Raw genomic sequence first — 25,809 nt, 5'->3', positions numbered from 1 at the left:
CTCGGTCAAGGGCGGCGTTTTTATTTGTGCGCAGCCAGGCAGCCAGCGCGATGGACCCGCCAGGACGGCGGATCCGAGGGGGGTCAGAGCTTCGGCAGTTGCCCGATGCGGCCCATCATTTCGGTAACGATCTGCAGGTCCAGCAAAAACTGGTCGACGGTCTTGAACTCGTTGTCGGTGTGCCCGGTGTATTTCACTTCCGGGCGCGCCAAGCCGAACTGCACGCCGTTCGGCAGCTCATGCACCGACGTCGCGCCGGCCGAGGTCCCGAACTTGTGTTCCATGCCCAGGTTTTCGGTGGCCACCGCCAGCAGGGCCTTGACCCACTCGCCTTCGGGGTTGCGGTACATCGGTTCGGCGATTGAGTAGGTGAAGTCCACTTTGACTTTGGTTTTCTTGTCCCAGGCGCTCAGCTTGTCGGCAATCTCGGCTTTGAGTTTTTCCGGCGACTTGCCCTTCGGCACACGCAGGTTCACCGCCAGCTTGAAGGCTTTGTCATCCAGGCCGACAAACGTCAGCGAGGTGGTCAGCGGGCCCATGAAGTCATCGGCGAAACCTACGCCCAACTTGCCCCCCAGGTAATCCAGGCCCCAGTTATCCGAGGCATACCGCGCGGCGTCGGTGATGTGGTTGTGCTTGAGGGCGATCGTGCCGTCGACGCTGTGGATCAATTCCAGCATGCGCGCCACCGGGTTGACGCCGGACTCCGGTTCGGACGAGTGCGCGGACACGCCGGTGACGGTCAACTTGACGTCTTTGCCGTCGACCTTGGCGGTGACCTCGAAATCGCCGCCGTTGCGCTTGGCGTATTCAGCCCCGGCCTTTTGCAGGCTGGCGGCCAATTCGGCCGGCTTGTCGCTGACCAGGGTGGCGACTGAAGCCGACGGAATCTGGTTGGTGGCCATGCCGCCGGTCATCGAGATGATTTCCGCGCCTTTGCCTTCACCCTTGCGACGCGGGAAGGTGGCCATGACCGTGCCATAGCCTTTCTCGGCAATCACCACCGGGTAACCGCCATCCAGTGCCAGGTTGTACTGCGGCGTCGGGTTGCGCTCGAAGTAATACGGGATCGCATCCCCCGACGTTTCCTCGGTGGTGTCCACCAGCAGCTTGAAATTGCGCGCCAGTGGCAGTTTCTCTTCCTTGATCACCTTCATCGCATACATCGCCACCACAATACCGTTCTTGTCATCCTCGGTGCCGCGGCCATACATGCGGTCGCCAATCAGCGTGACCTTGAACGGATCGAGCTTTGTGCCGTCCTTGAGTACCCAGTTTTCTGGCGTGACTGGCACTACGTCGGCGTGGGCATGAATACCGACCACTTCATCGCCGCTGCCCTCCAGAGAGATTTCGTACACGCGGTTGTCGACATTGCGGAAGCTCAGGTTGAAGGCTTTCGCCAGGCCCTGGAGCTTGTCGGCGATCTTGAGGAATTGCGGGTTTTTGTACTGCGGCAGGCCATCCACGTTGAACGTCGGGATTTCCACCAGCTCGCGCAGGGTTTCGAGGGCGGCCTTGCCGTACTTCACGCGGGTGTAGATACCCAGCAGGCGATGGATTTCGTTTTGCTGCTCGGCGGTGAGGGGCTTGTTGTCGAGAAATGCACTGATAGCCGGGCCCACGTCGCTGGTTTTGCCCAGCTCGCCCTTGGCCAGGGTACCGAGGAAACCACGAAAATCGGTGACGGAGGTTTCGCTGAAACTCTTGAGAATCGCCGTGCTCTGCTGCGCGGTGATGTTGGCGAAGGCGGGCGAAGTAAAGGCCGAAAGACTGGCCGCGAACAGGGTCGCAACGGCCAATTGCTTAAGTGGAAAGTGCATGGAGGGACGCATTCCTTTGCAGGTAGTGAGTAGGACGTTTCTGATCGATCTGTCAGAAACATTTCCACACACTACCATTACTCAGGTGTCCCTGGTCAATGCTGGCCAGGATGGGGCGCCGGGTACTCATCGGTGACGTTCAAGGCTCTTGCGTAGGGCCCGTCCCACAGCTGCTCATGCAGATCCCCTATACGCCTGGCCATCGTTTCACTGCGCATCACCACTTCCAGATTGCGCGAGTTATCCAGGTAGCCACCCAGCCAATTGCTGGTACCCACCCACGCCACTTTCCCGTCGATCTCCAAGGTCTTGCTGTGGATGACCCGCGCGTAGGGAATAAACCCTTGCTTGGCCTCGGGCAGGGTGACGATCTTGATCTGCACGTTGGGCAGTACCGCCAGGCTTTTCAGGTACGGCAGCTCCAGTGCATCGGTGTTCCAGTTCGACACCATCAGCTTGATCGACACCCCCCGCGCGGCGGCCGCTCGCACGGCGTTGTCGATCACGGCGTAATACGGGCGGGTTTTATCCGGGCCGTAGGACAACGGCGCGTAGTCGAGCAACTGCACGCGGACTTCGTGTTGTGCTTCGCTGAGCAGGCGTGGCAGTTCGAGTTGTGAATCACCCACGCCCGGCGGGTTGTAGCGTTGCGGGCTGGCCACCAGGTAGTTGCCGGTGCGCGCGGGTGCTGTACCGGCGGCCGGCAGGGGCACGGGTTGGTGCTCGGTGAGGGCGGCCTGCGCTCGCCAGTCCTGGTCAAAGATCGCCTGTACCTGGCTTACCACCGGGGCGTCGGTGATCCGCAGTCCGGTTTCATGGATATGTTCCAAAGAACGCCAGTCGAAATTCTGGCTGCCGATAAACGCCTGTTTGCCATCGACCACCATGTATTTGGCGTGGAGGATCCCGCCGCTCAGTTGTCCGTACGACAACACGCGTAAGCTCAGGTTGGGAATCGCGCGTAAGCGTTCCAGGGTGGAGGCTTCTGACAAGCGAATGCCTTTTTCCTCCAGCAGGAAGCGAATCTTCACACCGCGTTTGCCAGCGGCTTCCAAGCGTTCGATGACGCTGTCCATCACCGAGCCGGGGTGATCCACCGCGTAGAACTGGCCGATATCGATCGTACTTTTGGCGCCGTCGAACAGCTCGATCCACACCGGGCCCGGCTGGCGCAGATCGGCGGTGCCCAACGCGGTATCCACCGGCACGGTGTGCACCAGTTCAAACCCCGGAATCGAAAAATCCGCCTGGACCAGCGGACTCATGAGCAAGCCGGCGAGGCCTGCGATGCGCACTTTCAAGGAGAGGGACATAGCGGTCTCGAGTCAGAAAAAGAAGACGGGCGCATCACGCGCCCGTCCCAACACTTACGCAGTACGGCTGTGCAACGCCGCAGGCACCAGATGCGGCACTTCACCCTGCACACGGGCACCGGTGGCGGCGCGAATCAGCAGGATCTTCAACTGATCGTTGATGCGCTCCAGGCTGTCCTGGAAGAAGTTGTGGAAGACCACGCAGAACAGCGCAATGGCGATCCCCAAACCGGTGGCGAACAACGCGGTACCGATGCCACCGGAAATCTGCCCTGGGTCGGACACGCCCGCCGAGGCCAGCGCCTTGAACGTGTCGATGATGCCGAGGATGGTGCCCAGCAAGCCCAGCAGCGGCGCGGCGGTGGTGATGGTCTCGATGATCCACAGGCTGCGGGCGAGTGGCGCGCGGGTGGTCAGGTATTGGGTTTCGATCACGTCATCCAGGTCCTTGCGCGAACCGTGGGAGGCCTTCTGTGCCAGCACCGGCACCACCATGCTTAATGGCAGGCTGTCGCGACGCGTCAAGCTATCCGGCAAGTCGCGCTCGCTGTGCACCTGGGCGCCCAGTGCCGCGGTCAAGGCGCGTGCCTGGCGGCGGACGTAGGCGAAGTAGATGCCTCGTTCGATGGTGATGAAGATGGCGATGGCCATCGCGGCATACATCACATAGAAGGTGATGTCGTGGAGCAGGTTCATGTCCATGTTCACTTACCTCGCAGTTAGAAATTGGCTTCCAGGGACACCGTCACGGTGCGTTCCAGGCCGACGATGTAGGCCGGGTCGCCGTCGCGGAAACCACCGTAGGTGGCGGCGTTGGTCTTGGTGGTGTACACCCCGTCCAGGTACTTCTTGTCGAACAGGTTGTCGACGTTCAGGCGCAGGGTCGCGTCCTTGACCACCTTCTTGTCCACCGGCAGGTAGATACCTGCGCCGGCGTTGAACACGGTGCGCCCGGAGATGGCTTCATCGTTGGTCAGGTCGCCGTAGAGCTTGCTGGTGTATTTGCCGCCGAAGGTGCCGTAGAAGCGCCCGTCGTCATACCCGATGTTGGCTGCCAGCATGTTTTTCGGCACGTTGGCGAACTGCTTGCCGCTGGTGGGCAACAGGATCGCTTTGCCGGCGTTGTAGACGGTCAGGTCATCCTGCTGCTCGGCCTTGGTGTAGGTGTAGGAGGTGTAATAGTTGAAGTGGTTGGGCAGCAGGCCGCTCCACTCCAGCTCCAGCCCGCTGTTGTTGACGGAGCCGGCGTTGATGTCGGCGAAGTCGCCGTTGATGTCCTTGGACGACACCTGGCGATCCTTGAACTGCATGTAGAACAAGGTGGCGGCCACGGTCATGTCGTCGCCGGTGAAGCGCCAGCCTAACTCATGGTTCCAGCTGGTTTCCGGTTTGGAGTTGATCGAGTCCACGCCCTTGTCGTACAGCACGTAGTTCTGCGGGATACGCATGTTGCGCGACAAGCTGTAGAACAGTTGGTCGCGTTCATCGAGCTGGTATTTGAGGCCAGCGTTGGGCAGCAGTTTGTTGTAGCTCTGGTTACGTTTTTCGGCTTGTTCGGTGAGGCTGCCGTGGTTGGTACCGTCACGCTTGACGTTCATGTACGCCAGGCCGGCCACCAGGGTCCAGTCGGGGGCGAAATACCAGGTGTCCTGTGCCCAGACTTTCTGCGCCGGCGTGACGGTGAAGCGGTCGCGACCCTGCACAGTATTGCCGTTGGCATCGACCACGGCGTCGCCGTCCGGCCAGGTGTCGGTGGGTTTGCCGTTGTTCTTGAGCGCAATGAACGGTTGGGTCTGGCTCTGCCGCGCGCGTTCGTACCAGTAGCCGAATTGCAGGCTGTGTTCTTCCAGGTCCCAGTTCAGCTTGGTGGTAATCCCTGGTCGCCACGTCTGCGTGCGCGAAGGGCGGTAGTACACGCCGGTGGTGGAGGAACCGTCGGCGTTGTATTGCGCTGCGGTAGGCAGGTTGCTCAGGTCGAATACGCCGCCAGCGTTCGAGCCACGGTTGAGTGCGTAGCTCGACGAGTTGACGCCGCTGCCGTTACCCCAGAAGTAATACGGGATCACCGACAGGGCCAGGTTATCGGCCAGTTTGAACTGGGTGTTGAGCACGCCGGTAAAGGTCTGGAACGGGTTCTGCGCCAGGGCGTAGTAGCTATTGAGCTTACCGTTGCTACCCACGGTCGGCGTGGCGGGGTAGGGGTCGTACTTAGGGCCGTTCTGTTGGAATTGGGCCTTGGTCAACTGGCTATAACTGTTGTTGTCCTGCTCGTGGTACTTGAGGATCAGGTTGGCGGTGTTGCCGTTGCCCGCATCGAAGAAACTGTTCCACTCGACCTTGTCCGCCCGCACGGCACCTGAACCACGCCACATCTCGCCTTCGGTGTGGGACACCGATAGCCAGTTGCTCAGGCCATTGACCTCGCCGGTATTGAGACGGGCGAAGGTCTTGCGCGTGGCGTTGCTGCCCATGATCTGTTTGACGAACGCGCCGGTTTCCTTGGTCGGGCGAACGGTCACGATGCCGATATTGCCGCCGCTGGAACCGATGTGCGGGCCGTCGGATTCGGCCGAGCCCTGGGTGACGAAGATCTGGTCGATGTTTTCCGGGTCGCCCAGCAGGTTGGAATACAACGCGTAGTTGCCGGAATCGTTGATCGGCATACCGTCCACGGACATCCCCACCTGATCGGAGTTAAGCCCGCGCATGGTGAAGCGAAAGCCCGAGAGGCCGGTGTTGTCTTCACTGGAGATATTCAAGCCCGGGGTGTACTTGAGCTTGTCGATCGCATTGCCGGTGGCGGTCTGTTTATCCAGGGCCTCCTTGGTCACGGTGGAGCGAGCCTTGATGCTTTCTTCCTGCACCATATAACCGCCACCGGCAGTGGCTTTGCCCTGAACCCCAATGGTCCCGACATCGCTGTCGCTGGTGTCGGCCATGGCCATGCCGTGGCCCATGCTTGCGGCAACGAGTGCCAGATGAATCCGTGTGAACCTCATCACTGTCGTCCTGGTGTCGGGTGCTTATTGCACGCTGTAGTTGAAGGTGGCGGTGAAGCGCTGCTCATTGCGCCCCCCGAAGGCTTGCTCGGGGAACGGCTTGACTTGCTTGATACGACGCAAGCTGTTGGTGGCGGCCCGGTTGAGCAACATGCTCGAGGCCTGGGTTTGCAAGCCGGAGTCGAGTACCCGACCCTGGCGGTCTACCAGCAGCCAGATCACGACCTCGCCGGTGGGGCGTTCGAGGGAGGCCTGGCGTCCGGTGGGGTATTGCTTGTAGGTGTCCAGCTCATTGCGCAAACCCTTGAGGTAACCGCCTTCCAGGGCCTGGCTGTCGACTTTCGGTGGCGCAGGCGGTGCGGGTGTCGGCGCCGCCGGGGCAATCACGGGGGGTGCCGGTTTGGCGGCGGCTACCGGTGGCGCGGTGGGCGCGGTTTTGGTGATCACCGGTTTGGGTTGCGGTTTTGGCTTGGGCTTGGGTTCCGGCTTGGGCGGTGGCGGCGGTGGGGCCTCTTCGTCCTCGATCACGGGGGGTGGCGGCTCTTGTTCCACCACCGGTTCCGGCACCACTTCGGGCTCCGGTTCGACCAATGCCAACTCGACCGCCGACTCGTCGTACACCGGCTCGACTTTCAACGTCTGGGACTGGATACCCAGTGCAATCAGCACCAGGGCGATCAGGGCCGGCACACTGCCGAGCAGCTGACGCGCACGAAACAGGACGTACATGATCAGGACTTACGCGTGGCAATGGACACGGAGGTAAAGCCACCCATACGCAGGGTGTCCATCACCTCGACCAGGCGCGACACTTCCACGCCCTTGTCGCTGTTGACGATGATCGTCGACTTGGTATCGGGCTTTTCTGCCGCCTTCAGCGCCGGTACCAGAGCGTCGACCGTAAGGTCTTTGCCGTCGAGTTGCAGTTGGCCTTCCAGGCCCAAGGTCAGGATGAATTTGTTCTGTGGCTTGAGCTGTTGTGAGCTGCTGGCGCTGGGCAACTGGGTCTTCATACCGAGCGCCGGAATCACGTTCAGGCTCACGAGTACGAAAAACACCAGGAGGAACATCATCACGTCGATCATCGGGATCAGTTCGATGTGTGCCTTGCGCTTCTTGGGTTCATCCCAGGTTCTCATTCCGCTACCCCGTTATTGAATTAGGGGCGACACGCTAGCAATGAAAAATGACCGAACGGTTAACTTTAGTTGACGTTTTGAGGGCTCTAGGACGCGTCTTACAGACGACTTACCGGTCATTTACGGGGTGTAACCAAACTGACACTCACCGGGGGCATTCTCAAAAAATTTACATCGAGGCGCCCCTGGAATGAGTAGCCAATTGCCACATCTCTCCACCTCGCGACTGCTGTTGCGAGCGCTGGAAAAAGCCCAGGCCGAGACGTTGTGCGCCCTTGCCAACGGGCCGAACGTTGCCGACAACACGGCCAGCATTCCGTCGCCGTACACGCTGGAAGACGCCCATGGTTTTATCGACGGCATGCAGGAAAAATTTCGTTCCCTGGGCTTGATTAGCCTGGGCATGCATCGGCGTGACATAGACGCGTTGGTGGGCATCGTTAGCCTGCGCATCAACGCTACTCATCACTACGGGCACTTGGGTGGCTGGGAGTCTCGGTCATGAGCGGCGAGATTGATCTTGGCCGCCGCCGGGTACTTGCCGGGCTGGCGGTGGCTACCACCTTTTCGATTCTCAGCCCGTTCGCCCGCAGTGCGGGAGTCGACTATCCCTTCACCTTGGGCGTGGCGTCTGGCGATCCGCTGCCAGATGGCTTTGTGATCTGGACACGCCTGGCGCCGTTGTTCAATGCGGTCGATGGCCAGGGTGGCTTGAGGCGTGCGGTGCCGGTGCGTTGGCGAGTGGCCAGCGATGCGGCGATGACACGCATTGTGCGCCAGGGCGAGGTGATGGCCACCGAGCGGTTTGCCCATTCGGTGCATGTGGAGGTCGCGGGGTTGGTGGCGGGCAGGCCGTATTGGTACCAGTTCGAGGGGCTGGGGGCGCAGAGCCCGGTGGGGCAGTCGCGTACGGCGCCGCCACGGGATGCGATGGCATCGGCACACGTGGGGTTTGTTTCGTGCTCGCACTGGGAGCGTGGTTATTTCAGCGCCTATCGCCACTTGGCGGCGGAGCAACCCGACCTGGTGTTCTTCCTCGGCGACTACATCTATGACAATTCCTATGCGGCCGATTCGGGCAAGATCATTCGTCCCCATGGCAGTGGCAATGCGGTGAGCCTGACGGATTACCGCAACCGCTACGCCCTGTACAAAACCGATCCGGACCTGCAGGCGCTGCACGCCGCGGCCCCCAGCGTGGCCACCTGGGACGATCATGAGGTGCAGAACGACTACGCCAACCGCTGGTCCCAGGACCCCAGGATTCCAGTGGCACAATTTCTCCAGCAACGCGCAGCGGCCTACCAGGCGTTCTACGAACATATGCCGCTGCGCGCCAGCAGCCTGCCCCACGGCTCGGACATGCGTATCTACCGACGCCTGGACTATGGACGATTGGCGCGTTTCCACGTACTCGACGGCCGCCAGTATCGCTCCGAACAACCGTGCATCCTCGCCAATGGCAGCCACCAGGGGCATGTAGCGGCCAATACGTGCGCCGACTTGCGTGACCCAGGGCGCACGATGCTGGGGTGGCAGCAGGAGGCCTGGCTGGACCAGGGCTTCGCCCAGTCCAAGGCGCAGTGGAATGTGATCGCCCAGGACCTGCTGGTGGCACCGCTGACCCAACGCGACCTGACCAGCCACATGCCTGGGCGCTGGACCGATGGGTGGGATGGCTATATGGCTAATCGTTCGCGGATGCTGGCGTCCATCGAGCGTCATCGGGTCAAGAACCCGGTGTTCTGGGGCGGCGATATCCATTCGTTCTGGGTCACGGACCTGCATGCCGATGGCGATCGCCCGGATTCACCGGTCGTCGCCACCGAGTTTGTCGGCACGTCGGTGACGTCCGACGGGCCGCCCTATGACGCCTTCACCCAGATCCTGCCGCTGAACCCCCATGTGAAGTTTTTCGACAGTCGCCAGCGGGGCTATGTGTCGGTGGCATTGGAGGCGCGAAAGATGCTGACGAACTTTCGGGTGATTACCGATCCGCGCGACCCGGCAGCCACCGTTTCGACGCTCAAGTCGTTTGTAGTGGAGCCGGGGCGGGCAGGGGCGATCATGGTCTAGGGCGTGCTTTTATCGCTGAGTTTGCCGCTGATGGGTTATGTCAGTTGATTTCGTAGCGAACGGACAACGCGCCCTTTTTCTCCGACAGCGCCAGGATCGTCACCTGGCCCAGCTCGCTCAACGCTTGCACATGGGTACCGCCGCAGGCGTAGGCGGGCAGTTCGCCAAAGCCGACTTCCCGGGTGCCATCTTCCAGCGTCATATGGCGCGGGAAGTCGGCGGCGATCCATTGGTTGACCTGCTGCTGAATGGCGTCGGCGTCCATGGTCTGGGCCTGTTCGCCACGAATAAACGTGATCTTGCCTTCGCCTGGCCAATGGTGCGCCTTGATCGGCATCCAGCCGAGTGTTTCGCCGGCATTGCCGATCAAGTGGCCGGCGGAATGCAGGCGGGTATGCAGGGTGCGACGTTGCTCATCGACCCGCGCCGTGATCGGGCCCGGTTCCACCGGCTGGTCGACATAGTGCACCACGCGATCGGCCTCTTGGGTGACCCGCACTACCTGACTGCCGCCAAGCCAGCCCGTGTCGAACGGTTGGCCACCGCCCTGGGGGTGGAAAATCGTCGATAGCAGGATGACGGCAAATTGCCCTGCGTGCGGCGTGCAGCTCAGCACTTCAAGCTCGGCGGTGAGGTGGTCGTGGGTGAAAAACAGGCGCTCGGTCATTCTCTACATCCGCATCAAGGTTCTGCGGGCAGTATAAATAGTGCGTGAATGAGTGATAATCCGCTGAATTATCAATGGACCTGTGCGTCATGAGCATCAATCTTCCCTTGCCGCTGCTGGGTGAAATGGCGATCTTCGTCAAAGTGGTGGAAGCCGGCAGTTTCTCCGCAGCGGCGCGGCAATTGAGTGTTTCGCCGTCGGCGGTGAGCCGGAGTATTTCGCGACTCGAACAGGCGCTGGCGACTCGCCTGCTGCAGCGCACCACGCGCAAGTTGCGTTTGAGCGAGGGCGGCGAAGAAGTGTTCAAGCGTTGCCAGGAGATGGTCAACGCGGCGCGCTCGGTGATGGAAATCAGCGGCCAGTTCACCCACGAGCCCGAGGGCCTGGTGCGGGTCAGCGTGCCCAAGGCGGTGGGGCGTTTTGTGGTGCATCCGCATATGCCGGAGTTTCTGCGGCGTTATCCCAAGGTGGATGTGCAACTGATCCTGGAAGATCGGCATGTGGACCTGATCGACGACAACGTCGACCTGAGCATCCGCATCACCGACAGCCCGCCGCCTGGGCTGGTGGGGCGGCAACTGCTGCCCATCGAGCACTTGCTGTGCGCGACACCCCAGTATCTGGCCGAGCACGGCACGCCTGGCCATCCCCAGGATTTGTTAGGACACAGTTGTATCTACCTGGGGGAAACCCCGGGGGATTCACGCTGGAAATTTCGCCAGGGCGGCAGGGCGGTGACGGTCGGCGTGCGTGGGCGTTATGCGGCAAACCACACGGGCGTGCGGCTCGATGCCGTGTTGCAGCATGTGGGGATTGGCAGCTTGCCGTATTTCACCGCGCGGCATGCCTTGGAGGAAGGGCGCTTGGTGCAGGTGTTGCCCGCGTGGGATTTTATTGCGTCCTACCATGGCCAGGCGTGGTTGCTGCATTCGCCAACGCGGTATCTGCCGCCGAAGTTGCGGGTGTTTATCGATTATCTGGTGGCGTGCATGGCGAAGGAGCCGACGTTGAGCCCCCGCTGAATCTCTGACGTAGCGCTGTCGCACAGCAAACTGGAAACCCTGTGGCGAGCGGGCCCGTTGTGGCAAGCAGGCCTGTTGTGGCGAGCGGGCTTGCCCCGCGTTGGGCTGCGAAGCAGCCCCAATAAGGCCACCGCATTTCTTCTGGTAGAACTGGGAGACTGGTATTAGGGCCGCTACGCGCCCCAACGCGGGGCAAGCCCGCTCGCCACAACAGGCCTGCTTGCCACAACAAGCCCGCTCGCCACAACAAGCCCGCACGCCGTAAAAAAGCCGTCATTTAAGAAGATATTTTAATTCTTAATCATCAGTGACTTATTTGAGGGTTGAGGGGCTTGCTCCCACATTCAGTTCAGCAGTGCCTTGAAGGATCAGTGCTTGCTCTGGTCCTGTGGCATGGCCAGCAGTTGCTTTTCCTGGTTCCAGTCGAACGGTTCGTCGTTCTGTTCGGCTTCGAAGCGACGTTCTTCCAGGGCCTGGTACAGGTCCAATTCTTCGTCGGGCATGAAGTGCAGGCAGTCGCCGCCAAAGAACCACAGCAGGTCGCGCGGCACCAGGTGGGCGATCTGCGGGTAGCGCAGGATGACCTGGCTCATCAGGTCCTGGCCCAGGTACTGGCTTTCGATCGGGTCGATCGGCAGCAGGGCGCGCAGTTCGTCAAAGCGTTCGAGGAACAGGGTGTGGCTTTCCTCGGGCACCTGTTCGGCTTCGCCGACGGCAACCAGGATACTGCGCAGGTGGTCGAGCAAGACGAGATGATCGGCAACGACGTTGGACACGAGATAAGTCCTCTAAAGCAAAAACGGGCGCAGGAGTATATAGCCCCAGCGCCCGTTTTTATATGACCGCTGGACTCAGCGGACCTTGCCCTCTGCCTGGGCCAGTTCTTCCTTGCTGAAATCATCCACGTCGATCACCTTGCGCCGTGCCGCCTCGGCGTCGCGCAGGGTCTGCGCTTCGGCCGGTTGCAGCACCCCGGCGTGCAGCGCCGCGTCGATGGCAGGCTCGCCGGCCGTCGGCTTGACCTGGCCGCTCTTGAGCGCAGCATGCAGTTTCTTTTGCAACGGATGACTGGCGCCGAGCAGGTCGTAGGCGTGTTGCAGGGCGCCTACGGGATCGTCCACCGATTGCGGGCGATAGCAGCCGGCCAGCAACTCCTCGAGCGTCGGGTCGCCCTTGGCGCGGCCGATGACCGCGGCCACCTCGGCATCCAGCGCATCGGATGGCCCCGTATGGCGACGGCCGAACGGGAATACGATCACCCGCAGCAGGCAGCCAAGCACCTTGCTCGGGAAGTTGCTCAGCAGTTCATCCAGTGCGCGCTCCGACTCGCCGAGGCTTTCTTCCATGGCCCAGGTGAACAGCGGTTCGAGGTGGTCCGGCGAATCCAGGTCGTGGTAACGCTTGAGCGCCGCCGAGGCCAGGTACATATGGCTCAGCACATCACCCAGGCGCGCCGACAGGCGTTCGCGGCGTTTCAATTCTCCGCCCAGCAGCATCATGCTCAGGTCGGCGAGCAGCGCGAACGCGGCGGCCTGGCGGTTCAGCGCACGGAAGTAGCGCTGGCTCAAACGGTTGCCCGGGGCTTTTTCGAAATGCCCGACACCGAGGTTGAGTACCAGGGTGCTGGCCGCGTTGCTCACGGCAAACCCGATGTGCTGCATCAGCAGGCCGTCGAACTCCTTCAGGGCCTGGTCGTGGTCTTCGCGACCGGCCAGGGCCATTTCCTTGAGCACGAAGGGATGGCAGCGAATCGCGCCCTGGCCGAAGATCATCAGGTTGCGCGAGAGGATATTCGCGCCCTCCACGGTGATGAAGATCGGTGCGCCCTGCCAGCTGCGACCCAGGTAGTTGTTCGGGCCCATGATGATGCCCTTGCCACCGTGTACGTCCATGGCGTGGCTGATGCACTCGCGGCCGCGCTCGGTCAGGTGGTACTTGAGGATCGCCGACAGCACCGAGGGTTTTTCCCCGAGGTCGACGGCATTGGCGGTGAGCATCCGCGCACTGTCCATCAGCCACGCATTGCCGCCGATACGTGCCAGGGCTTCCTGGATACCTTCGAAGGCCGACAGCGGTACGTTGAACTGTTCGCGCACCTGGGCGTATTGGCCGGTGACCAGGCTGGTGAACTTGGCGGCGCCGGTGCCGACGGCGGGCAGGGAGATCGAGCGGCCTACCGACAGGCAGTTCATCAACATCATCCAGCCCTTGCCGAGCATTTCCTGGCCACCGATCAGGAATTCCAGGGGGATGAACACATCCTTGCCCGAGTTGGGGCCATTCATGAATGCCGCGCCCAGGGGGAGGTGGCGGCGGCCGATGTTGACCCCGGGCGTATCGGTCGGGATCAGCGCCAGGCTGATGCCGAGGTCTTCTTCTTCACCCAGCAGGTGGTCCGGGTCATGGGCCTTGAAGGCCAGGCCGAGCAGGGTCGCGACAGGGCCGAGGGTGATGTAGCGTTTTTCCCAGTTCAGGCGCAGGCCCAGGGTTTCCTTGCCTTCCCATTCACCCTTGCAGATCACCCCGGTGTCGGGCATGGCGCCGGCGTCGGAGCCCGCCAGCGGGCCGGTGAGGGCGAAGCACGGAATATCGTCGCCACGGGCCAGGCGTGGCAGGTAGTGGTTGCGTTGTTCGTCGGTGCCGTAGTGCAGCAGCAGTTCGGCCGGGCCGAGGGAGTTGGGCACCATCACCGTGGAGGCCAGGTCGCCGCTGCGGGTGGCGAGCTTCATGGCCACCTGGGAGTGGGCGTAGGCGGAGAAACCCTTGCCGCCATATTCCTTGGGGATGATCAGGGCGAAGAAACCGTGGGTCTTGATGTGCTCCCAGGCAGCGGGTGGCAGGTCCATGGCCTGGCCGATTTCCCAGTCGCTGACCATAGCGCAGAGTGCTTCGGTGGGGCCGTCGATGAAGGCCTGCTCTTCTTCGGTCAGTTGCGCCTTGGGGTAGGCCAGCAGTTTGTCCCAGTCGGGGCGACCACTGAACAGTTCGCCGTCCCACCACACGGTGCCCGCATCGATCGCGTCGCGCTCGGTCTCGGACATCGGCGGCAGGACTTTCTGGAACCAGCTGAACAGCGGCTTGGTGAAGTATTGGCGGCGCAGGTCTGGCAGCAGCAGCGGCGCGGCGACAAGGGCGATCAGCACCCAGAAGATCAGCAGCAGCCAACCCGGTGCGTGGCTCCAGGCGCCCATCGCCAGCAGGTAAACGGCGACCACGCCCAGGGCGGGCAGGGGCGCGGTGCGGCGGTGTGCCAGGTAGGCAATGCCGACCACCAGAACCAGTATCCACAACAACAGCATATTCAATCCTCCATGAAACCAGGGGCAAAACCACCATTGAGCTTAGTCGGCATCCGAGAAAGCGCGGTGATCAGGCGTTACGAGTGGTACTGGGAACACCGTGGGATCACCGATCACCAGGCGCCGACATTTGGCCGATTCGTCGTTATCTCCATGGCACACCTGTCGTTAAACTCCAGGCTTCCCTCGGAGATCAAGCTCATGGATACGTACCTGAGTCCCAGCCGCTTCATCGATAGTGACCACCCTGCCGTGGTGGAGTTCGCCGAAAAACACCGCGGTACCCGCACGGTTTTAAGTGACCAGGCAGTCGCCCTGTATTACGCCGTACGGGAGGCGGTGCGCTACAACCCCTACACCTTCAGCCGCGACCCAGGCACCTTGAACGCCAGCTTCGCCCTGGCGGCTGGCGAAAGCTATTGCGTGCCCAAGGCCACCTTGCTCGCCGCCTGTGCGCGGCACTGCGGCATTGCGGCGCGCATCGGCCTGGCGGACGTGCGCAATCATCTGTCGACGCCGCGCCTGATTGCGCTGCTCAAAAGTGATGTGTTCGCCATGCACGGCTACACCGAGCTTTATTTGAACGGCCGCTGGGTCAAGGCGACGCCCGCGTTCAACCAGCAATTGTGTGAGCTGTTCGATGTGCCGCCGCTGGAGTTCGACGGGGTCAATGACAGTGTTTTCCATGCGTTCAACCGCCAGGGGCAACGCTCGATGGAATACGTGGTGGATCATGGGCAATTTCCCGATGTGCCCGAGGCTTTCTTCTTCGCCCATCTCCAGCAGTGTTACCCGCACCTGTTTACCGACGACATGCCGAGCCTGCTGGGCGATCTGCGCAGTGATTTAAGCCGCGCGTGAAGCGGCGTATGCTGCTGCGTTCATCCAGCCATGTTCATTCACAATAAGGCACGGTCATGCTGAAAATCTGGGGTCGTAAAAATTCATCAAACGTCAGGAAAGCACTGTGGTGCGCCGAGGAACTCGGCCTGGACTATGAGGCAATTGATGCGGGCGGGGCTTTTGGCGTGGTCGACACGCCGCAATACCGGGCGTTGAACCCCAATGGCCGGGTGCCGGTGATCGAAGACGGCGATTTTGTCCTGTGGGAGTCCAACACCATCGTGCGTTACCTCTGCGCCAAGCAGGCGTCGAGCTGGTACCCGAGCGACCTGAAGGCGCGGGCCAACGCGGAAAAATGGATGGATTGGACCACGTCGACCCTCGCCGAACCGTTCAAGAGCGTGTTCTGGGGCATTGTGCGCACGCCCGCTGACAAACAGAACTGGGACACCATCCACGCCGGGCGCCAGGTCTGCATCGATGCGCTCAAAACCGTCGACCAGGCCCTTGCCACCCAACCCTACCTGTCAGGTAATGAGATCGGCATGGGTGATATCCCCCTGGGCTGCTTTATCTACGCCTGGTTTGAATTGCCCATCGAACGCCCTTCGATGCCCCATCTAGAGGCCTGGTACCAGCGCCTGCAACAACGGCCGGCCTACCGCAAAGCGGTCATGACCGCGTTGACTTAATACTGACTATTAATACAGGTGACTGTACTTGTGCGGCGCGGGCAAGCACCATGCTTGTCATGCGCCGCCGTTGAACTACGTGGGCTGCGCCCTCATCTATTGTTCCTATTCCCTTCTTTGGTGCGTATTCCGATATGAGTTCCGCTCTGTCCATCCGGCAGCTAACCAAAACCTACGGCAACGGTTTCCAGGCCCTGAGTGGTATCGATCTGGACGTTGCCGAAGGTGATTTCTTCGCCTTGCTTGGCCCCAACGGTGCCGGCAAATCCACCACCATCGGTATCCTTTCGACCCTGGTCAACAAGACCAGCGGCACGGTGAATATTTTTGGCCACGACCTGGACCAATCCCCGGCGGCGCTCAAGCGTTGCATCGGTGTGGTGCCCCAGGAATTCAACTTCAACCAGTTTGAAAAGACCTTCGACATTGTCGTGACCCAGGCCGGTTACTACGGCATTCCGGCGAAAATCGCCAAGGAACGCGCCGAACAGTACCTGACCCAGCTGGGCCTGTGGGACAAGCGCGACGTGCCTTCGCGTTCGCTCTCCGGCGGTATGAAGCGGCGCCTGATGATCGCCCGCGCGCTGGTGCACGAACCGCGCCTGTTGATCCTCGATGAGCCCACCGCCGGGGTGGACATCGAACTGCGTCGCTCGATGTGGACCTTCCTCACCGAGCTGAATGAGAAAGGCATCACCATCATCCTCACCACCCACTACCTGGAAGAGGCCGAGCAGCTGTGCCGCAACATTGGCATCATCGACCACGGCACCATCGTCGAGAACACCAGCATGCGTAACCTGCTGAGCCAGTTGCATGTGGAGACGTTCGTGCTCGACCTGAAAAACAACCTGTCGGTACCGCCGCAACTGCTTGGCTACCCGACTCGCCTGGTCGACGGCCACACCCTGGAAGTCCAGGTGGACAAAGCCATGGGCATCACTGCGTTGTTCAGCCAATTGGCGACCCAGAACATCGAAGTGTTGAGCCTGCGTAACAAAACCAATCGCCTTGAGGAGTTGTTCGTGTCCCTGGTGGAAAAAAACCTGGCGAAGGTGGCGGTATGAGTTCTGAACTGCAACCCAACCTCGTCGCACTGCAGACCATTGTCTATCGCGAAGTGAAGCGCTTCACCCGGATCTGGCCGCAGACCCTGCTGCCACCGGCGATCACCATGGTCCTGTACTTCGTGATCTTCGGTAACCTGATCGGCCGGCAGATCGGCGACATGGGTGGCTTCACCTATATGGAGTACATCGTGCCCGGCCTGATCATGATGTCGGTGATCACCAACTCCTACGGCAACGTGGTCTCCAGTTTCTTCGGCAGCAAATTCCAGCGTTCCATCGAAGAACTGATGGTCTCGCCGGTGTCGCCACACACCATCCTGATCGGCTACACACTGGGTGGCGTGCTGCGAGGCTTGATGGTCGGTGTGATCGTGACCTTGCTGTCGCTGTTCTTCACCCACCTGCAAGTGCACCACCTGGGGGTCACCATTCTGGTGGTGGTGCTGACGGCGACGATCTTCTCGTTGCTGGGGTTTATCAACGCAGTATTTGCACGCAACTTCGACGATATCTCGATCATCCCGACGTTCGTGCTGACCCCACTGACCTACCTGGGCGGAGTGTTCTACTCCATCACCTTGCTGCCGCCGTTCTGGCAGACCGTGTCCCTGGCCAACCCGGTGCTGCACATGGTCAACGCGTTCCGCTACGGCATCCTTGGGGTGTCGGACATCAAGATCAGCGTGGCGATCACCTTCATGATCGTGGCCACGGTGGTGTTGTATATCGGTTGCGCGAAGTTGCTGGTGAGCGGGCGCGGCATGCGTACCTGAGCACTGACCTGAACGTGGGGAAAAATGGGGGAGGGGGCTTGCTCCCGATAGCGGTGGATCAGTCAGTGCAAGGCTGACTGTCAGGCCGCTATCGGGAGCAAGCCCCCTCCCACATTTAGATGTGTGTCAGGCCTGCAATGCCAGCTCGATCAGCTCGTGCAGTTCTTCAACCGTCAGCGGTGTGCTCGAGAACAGAATACGAAACACCGTCGGTGCCGCCAGCAGGTTGATCAGGTGATCCACGCTGGGCGGTGGCGGCGTGTCGTGCGGGTAGCGATCGACAATCGCCTGGAACTGCCCGCTGAGGATGCTCACGCAGTACCCAGGCGTCGCCCGGCACTGCACATCGCGCATCATGTTGCGCCCCGGCTCCGAACTCATTTCATCCAGGTATTGCTCGGCCCAGGCTTGCAGGTCGCCACGCAGGCTGCCGGTGTTGGCCGGCTCGCTGTCGGGGCGCATACGGGCCAGGGCCACGTCCGCGAGCAACACGGAGAGGTCGCCCCAGCGTCGGTAGATGGTTGAGGGGGTGACGCCCGCGCGCGCGGCAATCATCGGCACGGTGACACTGGAACGCTCATGGGTTTCCAGCAGTTCACGCACCGCCGAATGGACGGACTCTTGTACCCGGGCACTGCGGCCCCCCGGGCGGAGGCCTTCTTTTATCGCCATGGGTGTGACCTTAACACAAAGAATTTGCTTTAAGCCCTGATCGGTCGCACACTGCGCAAAAGCAAAATATTAGCTTTAGTGGAGCGTGCCCATGTCCAACCTGACTTCACACCGTTCCAGCCTGGTGTTCCTGGCGATCACTTTGCTGACGTTCCTGGCGGCTTCCAGCGCGCCGACGCCGTTGTATCACCTGTATCAGGAGGGCCTGCATTTTTCAGCGGGCATGCTGACCCTGATCTTCGGGGTATACGCTTTGAGCCTGCTGGTGGCGTTGCTGACCGTAGGTTCGCTGTCGGACCACCTGGGGCGCAAGCCGGTGATCTTCACCGCGCTGCTCCTCGAGATGCTGGCGATGCTGCTGTTTATCCATGAAGACAGCGTGGCCTGGCTGATCGCCGCGCGGACCCTGCAAGGTTTCGCCACCGGCATGGCCACGGCGGTACTGGGTGCCGCGCTGCTCGATACCGACCGCCAGCACGGGCCGCTGATCAACAGCGTCGCGCCCCTGTTGGGGATGGCGTGTGGCGCCATGGGGTGCAGCCTGCTGGTGGAATTCGCGCCGTTTCCCACCACCTTGATCTACTGGACACTCTTGAGCCTGATGGTGTTGCAGGCCGTGTATGTGTGGCGCCTGCCGGAAACCGTCAGTCGGATCCCTGGCGCGTTGGCCTCGTTGTGGCCCACCTTGCATGTGCCGCTCCAGGCGCGCCGCGCGCTGTGGATTGCGCTGCCGGTGGATATCGCCGTATGGGCCATGGGCGGGTTCTATCTGTCCCTGGCGCCTTCGCTGGTGCGGGCGGCCACGGGGTCGACGTCCAATCTTATCGGCGGCGGCCTGGTAGCGGTGTTGACCTTGAGCGGTGCGCTGATGATTTTCAGCCTGCGCAATCGCCCGGCGGACAAGACCTTGCGCCTGGGCGCCGTGTTGCTGGCGGTGGGCGTCGCGCTGATCCTCAGTGCCGTGCACGCTGCCAGCCTGCCGTTGTTTTTCCTTGCGACGCTGATCGCCGGCAGTGGTTTTGGGGCCGGGTTCCTCGGCGCCTTGCGCAGCGTTGTACCATTGGCCTTGCCCCATGAGCGCGCCGGCTTGATGTCGGCGTTCTACGTCCTGAGTTACCTGGCGTTCTGTGTGCCATCGCTGTTGGCGGGCAACCTGACGCGCACCTTCGGGTTGATCGCGACCACCGATGCGTATGGCGTGTCGCTGATCGTGCTGGCACTCAGTGCCTTGGCGGCGCTGCTGCTGCAGGATTACACCCGCACCAAGGCGACATCGAGCCCGTGATGCGCTCATAATCGGCGATCTCCGACCGCCTTGAGATTCAAGCATGAAGATCATCCGCAGCAAGGACTTCACCGGCAGCCGCGCCTGGGAGGCGCTGGATATCGCCAACATGAACGGCATCACCACCCGTTTGCACTGGACCGACCAGCCGTACCGCTGGCATGTCAACGATGGTGAGGAAGTGTTCGTGGTGCTCGATGGCCGGGTGCATATGCACTACCGCGACGGTGGCATGGAGCAGGTGGCTGAGTTGGCCGTGGGCGACATTTTCTACGCCGGCGTCGGCACCGAACATGTGGCGCATCCCCAGGGCCCTGCGCGCATCCTGGTGATCGAAAGCGAAGGCAGCGTTTGAGCGCATATCGGTAAAATAGATAATAGTTAGAGATATTACCCGTTATATAGATATTCGATCAGGTTCTACCATGGCCTCAACCTCATGCGAGGAAGAGGATTGCCATCATGACCTGCTCGAATACCATCAGCTACAAGCCCTTCAGTCACCTGGCCCGTCCCCGGGAAGTGATTCGCCAGTTCACCCCCAACTGGTTTGCCGCGACCATGGGCACCGGCGTGCTTGCGCTGGCCCTGGCTCAATTACCGTTCGACCTGCCGGGTTTGCGCGCCATTGCCGAAGGGCTGTGGCTGTTCACCATAGGCTTGTTCCTGCTGTTCAGTGCCCTGTATGCGGCGCGTTGGGTGATGTTTTTCCACGAGGCCCGGCGGATTTTCGGGCACTCCACCGTCTCGATGTTCTTCGGCACTATCCCCATGGGCCTGGCGACCATCCTTAACGGATTGTTGTTGTTCGGCCTGCCACGCTGGGGGAGTGATGTGCTGCCCCTGGCCGAGCTGCTCTGGTGGCTGGATGTGGCCATGTCCCTGGCCTGCGGCGTGCTGATCCCGTTCATGATGTTCACCCGCCAGGAACACAGCATCGACCAGATGACCGCCGTATGGCTGTTGCCGGTGGTCGCGGCCGAAGTGGCGGCGGCCAGTGGTGGCCTGCTGGCGCCGCACCTGGTCGACGCCCATTCGCAACTGGTGATGCTGGTGACCAGCTACGTGCTGTGGGCGTTCTCCCTGCCGGTGGCGTTCAGTATCCTGACCATCCTGATGCTGCGCATGGCCTTGCATAAATTGCCTCACGCCAATATGGCCGCATCGAGCTGGCTGGCCCTCGGCCCCATCGGTACCGGTGCCCTGGGTATGTTGGTGCTGGGCGGCGATGCGCCGGCGATCTTTGCCGCCAATGGCTTGCCCGGCGTCGGTGAAATGGCCAACGGCCTGGGCCTGGTGGCGGGTATGACCCTGTGGGGCTTCGGCTTGTGGTGGATGCTGATCGCGGTGCTGATCACCCTGCGTTACCTGCGCGCCGGTATCCCGTTCAACCTGGGGTGGTGGGGTTTTACCTTCCCGCTGGGGGTATATGCCCTGGCCACGTTGAAGCTGTCGAGCCTGTTGCACCTGGGCTTCTTCAGCGCATTTGGCAGTGTGCTGGTGGGCGCGTTGACGCTGATGTGGCTGGTCGTTGCCAAGCGCACTGTGCAGGGCGCCTATAAAGGTGAGCTTTTTGTTTCGCCGTGTATTGCAGGACTAGGGAATAAGTAAGCGCGATTAGGTAAAGTCGTGGCCTGATCAATAACAGGCCACGCAGGAACACGGACGATGAGCCACCCCTCACAATTCACCTTGCTGCGCACACGGCGTTTCCTGCCGTTTTTCATCACCCAGTTGCTGGGCGCCTTCAACGACAACATCTTCAAGCAATCGCTGATCCTGGCGATTCTCTACAAGCTCACCATCGACGGTGACCGTTCGATCTGGGTCAACCTGTGCGCGCTGTTGTTCATCTTGCCCTTCTTCCTGTTCTCGGCGCTGGCCGGCCAGTTTGGCGAGAAATTCAACAAGGATGCGTTGATCCGCGCGATCAAGATTGGCGAGATTGTGATCATGGCCGTCGGCGCGACGGGCTTTATGTTCAATCACCTGGAACTGATGCTGCTGGCGCTGTTCGCCATGGGCACGCACTCGGCGCTGTTCGGCCCGGTGAAGTATTCGATCATGCCCCAGGCCCTGCACGACGATGAATTGGTGGGCGGCAACGGTCTGGTGGAGATGGGCACGTTCCTGGCGATCCTGGCCGGCACCATTGGCGCAGGGATCATGATGTCTTCCACCCACTATGCGCCGGTGGTGTCGGCGGCGATCGTCGGCGTGGCGGTGCTGGGTTACCTGGCCAGCCGCAGCATTCCGCGCGCGGCGGCGTCCACCCCGCAACTGCGCCTGGACTGGAACATCTTCAGCCAATCCTGGGCGACTTTGCGCCTGGGCTTGGGCCAGACCCCGGCGGTGTCGCGCTCCATCGTCGGTAACTCATGGTTCTGGTTTGTCGGCGCGATCTACCTGACGCAAATCCCAGCCTATGCCAAGGAGTGGTTGTACGGCGACGAAACCGTGGTGACGCTGATCCTTACGGTGTTCTCGGTGGGCATCGCCCTGGGCTCGATGCTGTGCGAAAAACTCTCCGGGCGGAAGGTGGAGATCGGCCTGGTGCCGTTTGGCTCCTTTGGCCTGACCGTGTTCGGCCTGCTGCTGTGGTGGCATTCGGGCGGCTTCCCGCAGAACGTCCAGGCCAATGACTGGCTGGCGGTGCTCAGCTACGGCCAGGCGTGGTGGGTGTTGTTGGATATCCTCGGCCTGGGGGTGTTTGGCGGATTCTATATCGTGCCGCTGTATGCACTGATCCAGTCGCGCACCGCCGAGCACGAACGAGCGCGGGTGATCGCCGCCAACAACATTCTCAACGCGCTGTTCATGGTGGTCTCGGCGATTGTCTCGATCCTGCTGCTGAGCGTGGCCAAGTTGTCGATTCCTGAGCTGTTCCTGGTGGTGTCGTTGCTCAACATCGCGGTCAACGCCTACATCTTCAAGATCGTCCCCGAGTTCACCATGCGCTTCATGATCTGGCTGCTCAGCCACTCCATGTATCGCGTGGAGCATCGCAACCTTGAGCTGATCCCGGATGAAGGCGCGGCGTTGCTGGTGTGTAACCACGTGTCGTTTGTCGATGCGCTGTTGATTGGCGGCGCGGTGCGTCGGCCGATTCGCTTCGTCATGTACTACAAGATCTACCGCTTGCCGGTGCTGAATTTTATCTTCCGCACCGCGGGGGCGATCCCGATTGCCGGGCGCAATGAGGATATCCAGATCTACGAAAAAGCCTTCACGCGGATTGCCCAATACCTGAAGGACGGAGAGTTGGTGTGTATCTTCCCGGAAGGCAAGTTGACGGCTGACGGCGAGATGAACGAGTTCCGTGGTGGCGTGACGCGCATTCTTGAGGAGACCCCGGTGCCGGTGATCCCGATGGCGTTGCAGGGGTTGTGGGGGAGTTTCTTCAGTCGCGATCCTAACAAAGGCTTCTTCCATCGCATCTGGTCGCGCGTCGTGCTGGTGGCGGGTGAGCCGGTGGAGGGTCCGACGCCTGCCAGATTGCAGGAGGTCGTTGGCGCTTTGCGGGGGAGTGTCAGGTAGTTCTGTGCTGGATGTACCGGCCTCATCGGGGCATGCCCCCTCCCACATTTGATCACGTTGTTCTGACGATCGCGGTCTAGTGTGGGAGGCGGTGCGACGATTCGACTTGCCCCCGATGGTGGTAGTGGCCTAAGCGCTGATCTTGAGCCCGACAAGCCCGCAAATGATCAACGCCACACTGGCCAGCCGGAACAACGCCATGGATTCCCCGAACAGGATAATCCCGGCAATCACCGTGCCCACCGCTCCCACGCCAGTCCAGATGGCATAGGCGGTGCCCAGCGGCAGCTCCTTCATGGCCAGGCCAAGCAGGCCGAGGCTGATGGCCATGGCGGCAATCGTCAGCGCCGTGGGCAGCGGCTTGCTGAAACCGTCGGTGTACTTCAGGCCGACGGCCCAGCCGACTTCAAACAAGCCGGCAAACAATAGAATGATCCAGGACATGATGACCTCCCTTGCAAAAGCGGGGTCGTCCCCTGATGTGCGCTCGAGAGCGTCGCGAGGTCGTCCCCGCGAAGCTCGGTAGAGTGCCGAAAATGGATCAGGCGATCAAGTTTGCGGGGTGTTTTCCAGCATGCGACGGTCTTCCTTCTCGCTCATGCGGCGGAAGTAGGTCGATAGCAACGCCCCGGAAATATTGTGCCAGACACTGAACAGCGCGCTCGGCACCGCCGCCAACGGAGAAAAGTGCGCGCTGGCCAATGCGGCGCCCAGCCCGGAGTTCTGCATGCCCACCTCCAGCGCCAGCGACTTGCGTTGGGCCAACGGCAGCTTGAACACGCGGCCGGTGAAGTAGCCCAGCAGGTAACCGAAGCTGTTATGCAGCATCACCACGGCCATGATCAGCAGGCCCGATTCGGCGATCTTCGCCTGGCTCGCCGCCACTACTGCGGCGACGATGATCACGATGCTGACCACTGACACCAACGGCAGCACCTCCACCGCATGGTGCACCCGCTCGCCGAGCACGCGTTGCGCGACAACGCCGAGCACGATCGGCAGCAGCACCACTTGCAGGATCGACCAGAACAACTCCATGAACGACACCGGCAACCAGGCCGAGGCCAGCAGCCAGATCAGCGCCGGGGTGAGCAGCGGGGCGAGGAGGGTGGTGACGGCGGCGATGGCCACCGACAGCGCCAGGTCGCCACGGGCCAGCCAGGTCATCACGTTGGATGAGGTGCCGCTTGGGCAGCAGCCGACCAGGATCACCCCAACGGCAATTTCCGGCGGCAGGTGGAAGGCCTGGCACAGCAGCCAGGCCACGCCCGGCATGATCACGAAGTGTGCGACTACGCCCAGGGCCACGCGCCACGGGTGGCGAGCGACTTCGGCGAAGTCTTCAAGTTTGAGGGTCAGCCCCATGCCGAACATCACCAGGCCCAGCAGCGGGACGATGGCGCTTTTCAGGCCGATGAACCCGTTGGGTTCGAAGAAGGCCAGCACGGCAAATATCAACACCCAGTAGGCGAAGGTATTGCCGACGAAGCGGCTCAAGGCGGCGAGTGCGCGCATGGGGGTGTCCTTTTTTATTCGATTTTTGAAATGCAAATGCGATCAAATGTGGGAGGGGCGGTGCGACGATTCGACTTGCCCCTCCCACATTTTGATCTTCACACGGCTTAGATGCCCTGCGGGGTTTCTTCGCCGCCGAGGGCTTCGATCAACGCCGGCAGGAAGTCACCGAAGGTCAGCATCATCAGGGTGAAGCTGGCATCCAGTTGGCCCAGGGCTTCTTCACCACCGTCCTGTTCCGCCTGGTCTTGCAGCAGGTCTTCGAACTTCAGGCGCTTGACGGTCATCTTGTCGTCGAGCATGAAGGACAGCTTGTCCTGCCAGGCCAGGGACAGTTGGGTCACGACTTTGCCGGTGCTCAGGTGCAGCTGGATTTCTTCGCTGGTCAGGTCCTGGCGCTTGCAACGCACGATGCCGCCGTCTTCGTGGGTGTCGCGCAGTTCGCATTCGTCGAGGACGAAGAAGTCATCGGCCGGTTTCTGGGTGGTGACCCAGTCGGTCATGATGGCGGTTGGCGCGGTTTTCACGGTGAGTGGGCGCACCGGCAGGGTGCCGATCACTTCACGCAGGGTGGAGAGCAGGTCTTCGGCGCGTTTCGGGCTGGCCGAGTTGACCAGGATCAGGCCCTGTTTCGGCGCGATGGCGGCGAAGGTCGACGAGCGGCGGATAAAGGCGCGCGGCAGGAACGCCTGGATGATTTCATCCTTGATCTGGTCCCGTTCCTTTTTATAGACCTTGCGCATTTGCTCGGCTTCGATTTCCTCGACTTTCTCTTTGAGGGCATCACGCACCACGCTACCCGGCAGGATGCGTTCTTCCTTGCGCGCGGCGATCAGCAGGAAGTCACCGCTGACTTGGACCAGGGGAGCGTCCTCGCCTTTACCGAAAGGCGCGACGAAACCGTAAGTGGTCAACTCCTGGCTTGCACATGGGCGCGCCAGTTTGGTGGCCATGGCCGCTTCCAACGCCTCGGCATCAACAGGCAGATCTTGGGTCAGGCGATAGATAAGCAGGTTCTTGAACCACATGGGGTGAGTCTCTCCTTTATACAAAGGGGGGCATTATTCTCTTGATAGCGGCTGAG

23 protein-coding genes and 1 pseudogene are annotated in these 25,809 nt (G+C 61.3%); 11 read left to right on the top strand and 13 right to left on the bottom strand.

What is annotated here, in order from left to right:
* Positions 1 to 83 precede the first annotated feature (83 nt).
* The 6 genes from QU606_RS06515 to QU606_RS06490 all read right to left on the bottom strand — a co-directional run bounded on the left by QU606_RS06515 (position 84) and on the right by QU606_RS06490 (position 7,274).
* Positions 84 to 1,823, bottom strand: a complete 1,740-nt coding sequence (locus QU606_RS06515; RefSeq protein WP_069075594.1) for a dipeptidase — start codon at positions 1,821 to 1,823, stop codon at positions 84 to 86.
* Between the two features lie 95 nt (positions 1,824 to 1,918).
* A complete protein-coding gene (locus tag QU606_RS06510) occupies positions 1,919 to 3,136 on the bottom strand; it encodes a phospholipase D-like domain-containing protein (RefSeq protein WP_150053944.1) in 1,218 nt (405 codons plus the stop codon).
* Positions 3,137 to 3,190: 54 nt separating this feature from the next.
* Complete coding sequence (locus tag QU606_RS06505) at positions 3,191 to 3,838, bottom strand: MotA/TolQ/ExbB proton channel family protein (protein ID WP_069075596.1); 648 nt, start codon at positions 3,836 to 3,838, stop codon at positions 3,191 to 3,193.
* Between the two features lie 17 nt (positions 3,839 to 3,855).
* Complete coding sequence (locus tag QU606_RS06500) at positions 3,856 to 6,135, bottom strand: TonB-dependent receptor (protein ID WP_304998244.1); 2,280 nt, start codon at positions 6,133 to 6,135, stop codon at positions 3,856 to 3,858.
* A gap of 24 nt (positions 6,136 to 6,159) precedes the next feature.
* Positions 6,160 to 6,864, bottom strand: coding sequence for an energy transducer TonB (locus QU606_RS06495; RefSeq protein WP_024074348.1), 705 nt, complete (start codon positions 6,862 to 6,864; stop codon positions 6,160 to 6,162).
* A 2-nt stretch (positions 6,865 to 6,866) separates the two neighbouring features.
* Complete coding sequence (locus QU606_RS06490) at positions 6,867 to 7,274, bottom strand: biopolymer transporter ExbD (protein ID WP_017254317.1); 408 nt, start codon at positions 7,272 to 7,274, stop codon at positions 6,867 to 6,869.
* A gap of 190 nt (positions 7,275 to 7,464) precedes the next feature.
* Between QU606_RS06490 and QU606_RS06485 the strand changes: the two are divergent.
* Together QU606_RS06485 and QU606_RS06480 are read left to right on the top strand one after the other, a co-directional pair.
* Positions 7,465 to 7,764, top strand: a pseudogene (locus QU606_RS06485) (GNAT family N-acetyltransferase); the annotation flags it as partial.
* An 11-nt stretch (positions 7,765 to 7,775) separates the two neighbouring features.
* Positions 7,776 to 9,350, top strand: coding sequence for an alkaline phosphatase (locus tag QU606_RS06480; RefSeq protein WP_024074350.1), 1,575 nt, complete (start codon positions 7,776 to 7,778; stop codon positions 9,348 to 9,350).
* Between the two features lie 40 nt (positions 9,351 to 9,390).
* On the opposite strand, the gene QU606_RS06475 is transcribed toward QU606_RS06480, so the two are convergent.
* The gene (locus QU606_RS06475) at positions 9,391 to 10,017 is read right to left on the bottom strand and encodes an alanyl-tRNA editing protein (protein ID WP_304998243.1); all 627 of its coding nucleotides are present in this window, start codon (positions 10,015 to 10,017) and stop codon (positions 9,391 to 9,393) included.
* A gap of 89 nt (positions 10,018 to 10,106) precedes the next feature.
* Between QU606_RS06475 and QU606_RS06470 the strand changes: the two genes are divergently transcribed.
* A complete protein-coding gene (locus tag QU606_RS06470; protein ID WP_041161134.1) occupies positions 10,107 to 11,039 on the top strand; it encodes a LysR family transcriptional regulator in 933 nt (310 codons plus the stop codon).
* Positions 11,040 to 11,407: 368 nt separating this feature from the next.
* On the opposite strand, the gene QU606_RS06465 is transcribed toward QU606_RS06470, so the two are convergent.
* On the bottom strand, positions 11,408 to 11,815 hold the full coding sequence (locus QU606_RS06465; RefSeq protein ID WP_010567536.1) for a PA2817 family protein: 408 nt from the start codon (positions 11,813 to 11,815) through the stop codon (positions 11,408 to 11,410).
* 75 nt (positions 11,816 to 11,890) lie between these two features.
* The gene (locus tag QU606_RS06460; RefSeq protein ID WP_102625530.1) at positions 11,891 to 14,338 is read right to left on the bottom strand and encodes an acyl-CoA dehydrogenase; all 2,448 of its coding nucleotides are present in this window, start codon (positions 14,336 to 14,338) and stop codon (positions 11,891 to 11,893) included.
* 201 nt (positions 14,339 to 14,539) lie between these two features.
* Between QU606_RS06460 and QU606_RS06455 the strand changes: the two genes are divergently transcribed.
* The 4 genes from QU606_RS06455 (at position 14,540) to QU606_RS06440 (ending at position 17,716) form a co-directional block, all read left to right on the top strand.
* Entirely contained in the window at positions 14,540 to 15,199 is a 660-nt protein-coding gene (locus QU606_RS06455; RefSeq protein WP_304998242.1) for a transglutaminase family protein, read from the top strand.
* 56 nt (positions 15,200 to 15,255) lie between these two features.
* Positions 15,256 to 15,873 (top strand): glutathione S-transferase family protein, encoded by a 618-nt coding sequence (locus QU606_RS06450; RefSeq protein WP_304998241.1) that lies wholly within the window; start codon positions 15,256 to 15,258, stop codon positions 15,871 to 15,873.
* A 134-nt stretch (positions 15,874 to 16,007) separates the two neighbouring features.
* Complete coding sequence (locus QU606_RS06445) at positions 16,008 to 16,940, top strand: ABC transporter ATP-binding protein (RefSeq protein WP_304998240.1); 933 nt, start codon at positions 16,008 to 16,010, stop codon at positions 16,938 to 16,940.
* On the top strand, positions 16,937 to 17,716 hold the full coding sequence (locus tag QU606_RS06440) for an ABC transporter permease (protein WP_304998239.1): 780 nt from the start codon (positions 16,937 to 16,939) through the stop codon (positions 17,714 to 17,716). The genes QU606_RS06445 and QU606_RS06440 overlap by 4 nt, the downstream gene beginning before the upstream one ends.
* Positions 17,717 to 17,842: 126 nt before the next feature.
* Here QU606_RS06440 and QU606_RS06435 read toward each other — a convergent pair whose 3' ends face one another.
* Entirely contained in the window at positions 17,843 to 18,388 is a 546-nt protein-coding gene (locus tag QU606_RS06435; protein ID WP_024074358.1) for a TetR/AcrR family transcriptional regulator, read from the bottom strand.
* 91 nt (positions 18,389 to 18,479) lie between these two features.
* Between QU606_RS06435 and QU606_RS06430 the strand changes: the two genes are divergently transcribed.
* The 4 genes from QU606_RS06430 to QU606_RS06415 all read left to right on the top strand — a co-directional run bounded on the left by QU606_RS06430 (position 18,480) and on the right by QU606_RS06415 (position 23,210).
* Positions 18,480 to 19,673 (top strand): MFS transporter, encoded by a 1,194-nt coding sequence (locus QU606_RS06430; protein WP_069075600.1) that lies wholly within the window; start codon positions 18,480 to 18,482, stop codon positions 19,671 to 19,673.
* Positions 19,674 to 19,716: 43 nt separating this feature from the next.
* Entirely contained in the window at positions 19,717 to 20,028 is a 312-nt protein-coding gene (locus QU606_RS06425) for a cupin domain-containing protein (protein WP_024074360.1), read from the top strand.
* A gap of 107 nt (positions 20,029 to 20,135) precedes the next feature.
* The gene (locus QU606_RS06420; RefSeq protein WP_024074361.1) at positions 20,136 to 21,284 is read left to right on the top strand and encodes a TDT family transporter; all 1,149 of its coding nucleotides are present in this window, start codon (positions 20,136 to 20,138) and stop codon (positions 21,282 to 21,284) included.
* Positions 21,285 to 21,341: 57 nt separating this feature from the next.
* Positions 21,342 to 23,210: an MFS transporter gene (locus QU606_RS06415; RefSeq protein ID WP_150293206.1), complete on the top strand. Its 1,869-nt coding sequence runs from the start codon at positions 21,342 to 21,344 to the stop codon at positions 23,208 to 23,210.
* 129 nt (positions 23,211 to 23,339) lie between these two features.
* On the opposite strand, the gene sugE is transcribed toward QU606_RS06415, so the two are convergent.
* From sugE to rdgC, 3 genes are all read right to left on the bottom strand, one after another.
* Positions 23,340 to 23,654 carry a quaternary ammonium compound efflux SMR transporter SugE gene (gene sugE, locus QU606_RS06410; RefSeq protein ID WP_024074363.1) on the bottom strand — a complete coding sequence of 105 codons (315 nt, stop codon included), beginning with the start codon at positions 23,652 to 23,654 and terminating at the stop codon, positions 23,340 to 23,342.
* A 105-nt stretch (positions 23,655 to 23,759) separates the two neighbouring features.
* The gene (locus QU606_RS06405; protein ID WP_069075602.1) at positions 23,760 to 24,725 is read right to left on the bottom strand and encodes a bile acid:sodium symporter family protein; all 966 of its coding nucleotides are present in this window, start codon (positions 24,723 to 24,725) and stop codon (positions 23,760 to 23,762) included.
* 107 nt (positions 24,726 to 24,832) lie between these two features.
* On the bottom strand, positions 24,833 to 25,753 hold the full coding sequence (rdgC, locus tag QU606_RS06400) for a recombination-associated protein RdgC (RefSeq protein ID WP_304998238.1): 921 nt from the start codon (positions 25,751 to 25,753) through the stop codon (positions 24,833 to 24,835).
* Positions 25,754 to 25,809: the final 56 nt, after the last annotated feature.

The organism is Pseudomonas sp. OVF7 (genome assembly GCF_030644265.1).
GTDB lineage: Bacteria > Pseudomonadota > Gammaproteobacteria > Pseudomonadales > Pseudomonadaceae > Aquipseudomonas > Aquipseudomonas gorinensis.
The sequence above is the reverse complement of the archived record's forward strand: the minus strand, read 5'-3'. Positions and strand labels throughout refer to the sequence as shown.

Excerpts from the sequence above, each read along its gene's own strand:
- QU606_RS06515 (WP_069075594.1), bottom strand. The coding sequence starts at position 1,823 with ATGCACTTTCCACTTAAGCAATTGGCCGTTGCGACCCTGTTCGCGGCC.
- QU606_RS06510 (WP_150053944.1), bottom strand. The coding sequence starts at position 3,136 with ATGTCCCTCTCCTTGAAAGTGCGCATCGCAGGCCTCGCCGGCTTGCTC.
- QU606_RS06505 (WP_069075596.1), bottom strand. The coding sequence starts at position 3,838 with ATGGACATGAACCTGCTCCACGACATCACCTTCTATGTGATGTATGCC.
- QU606_RS06500 (WP_304998244.1), bottom strand. The coding sequence starts at position 6,135 with ATGAGGTTCACACGGATTCATCTGGCACTCGTTGCCGCAAGCATGGGC.
- QU606_RS06495 (WP_024074348.1), bottom strand. The coding sequence starts at position 6,864 with ATGTACGTCCTGTTTCGTGCGCGTCAGCTGCTCGGCAGTGTGCCGGCC.
- QU606_RS06490 (WP_017254317.1), bottom strand. The coding sequence starts at position 7,274 with ATGAGAACCTGGGATGAACCCAAGAAGCGCAAGGCACACATCGAACTG.
- QU606_RS06480 (WP_024074350.1), top strand. The coding sequence starts at position 7,776 with ATGAGCGGCGAGATTGATCTTGGCCGCCGCCGGGTACTTGCCGGGCTG.
- QU606_RS06475 (WP_304998243.1), bottom strand. The coding sequence starts at position 10,017 with ATGACCGAGCGCCTGTTTTTCACCCACGACCACCTCACCGCCGAGCTT.
- QU606_RS06470 (WP_041161134.1), top strand. The coding sequence starts at position 10,107 with ATGAGCATCAATCTTCCCTTGCCGCTGCTGGGTGAAATGGCGATCTTC.
- QU606_RS06460 (WP_102625530.1), bottom strand. The coding sequence starts at position 14,338 with ATGCTGTTGTTGTGGATACTGGTTCTGGTGGTCGGCATTGCCTACCTG.
- QU606_RS06455 (WP_304998242.1), top strand. The coding sequence starts at position 14,540 with ATGGATACGTACCTGAGTCCCAGCCGCTTCATCGATAGTGACCACCCT.
- QU606_RS06450 (WP_304998241.1), top strand. The coding sequence starts at position 15,256 with ATGCTGAAAATCTGGGGTCGTAAAAATTCATCAAACGTCAGGAAAGCA.
- QU606_RS06445 (WP_304998240.1), top strand. The coding sequence starts at position 16,008 with ATGAGTTCCGCTCTGTCCATCCGGCAGCTAACCAAAACCTACGGCAAC.
- QU606_RS06440 (WP_304998239.1), top strand. The coding sequence starts at position 16,937 with ATGAGTTCTGAACTGCAACCCAACCTCGTCGCACTGCAGACCATTGTC.
- QU606_RS06435 (WP_024074358.1), bottom strand. The coding sequence starts at position 18,388 with ATGGCGATAAAAGAAGGCCTCCGCCCGGGGGGCCGCAGTGCCCGGGTA.
- QU606_RS06430 (WP_069075600.1), top strand. The coding sequence starts at position 18,480 with ATGTCCAACCTGACTTCACACCGTTCCAGCCTGGTGTTCCTGGCGATC.
- QU606_RS06425 (WP_024074360.1), top strand. The coding sequence starts at position 19,717 with ATGAAGATCATCCGCAGCAAGGACTTCACCGGCAGCCGCGCCTGGGAG.
- QU606_RS06420 (WP_024074361.1), top strand. The coding sequence starts at position 20,136 with ATGACCTGCTCGAATACCATCAGCTACAAGCCCTTCAGTCACCTGGCC.
- QU606_RS06415 (WP_150293206.1), top strand. The coding sequence starts at position 21,342 with ATGAGCCACCCCTCACAATTCACCTTGCTGCGCACACGGCGTTTCCTG.
- sugE (WP_024074363.1), bottom strand. The coding sequence starts at position 23,654 with ATGTCCTGGATCATTCTATTGTTTGCCGGCTTGTTTGAAGTCGGCTGG.
- QU606_RS06405 (WP_069075602.1), bottom strand. The coding sequence starts at position 24,725 with ATGCGCGCACTCGCCGCCTTGAGCCGCTTCGTCGGCAATACCTTCGCC.
- rdgC (WP_304998238.1), bottom strand. The coding sequence starts at position 25,753 with ATGTGGTTCAAGAACCTGCTTATCTATCGCCTGACCCAAGATCTGCCT.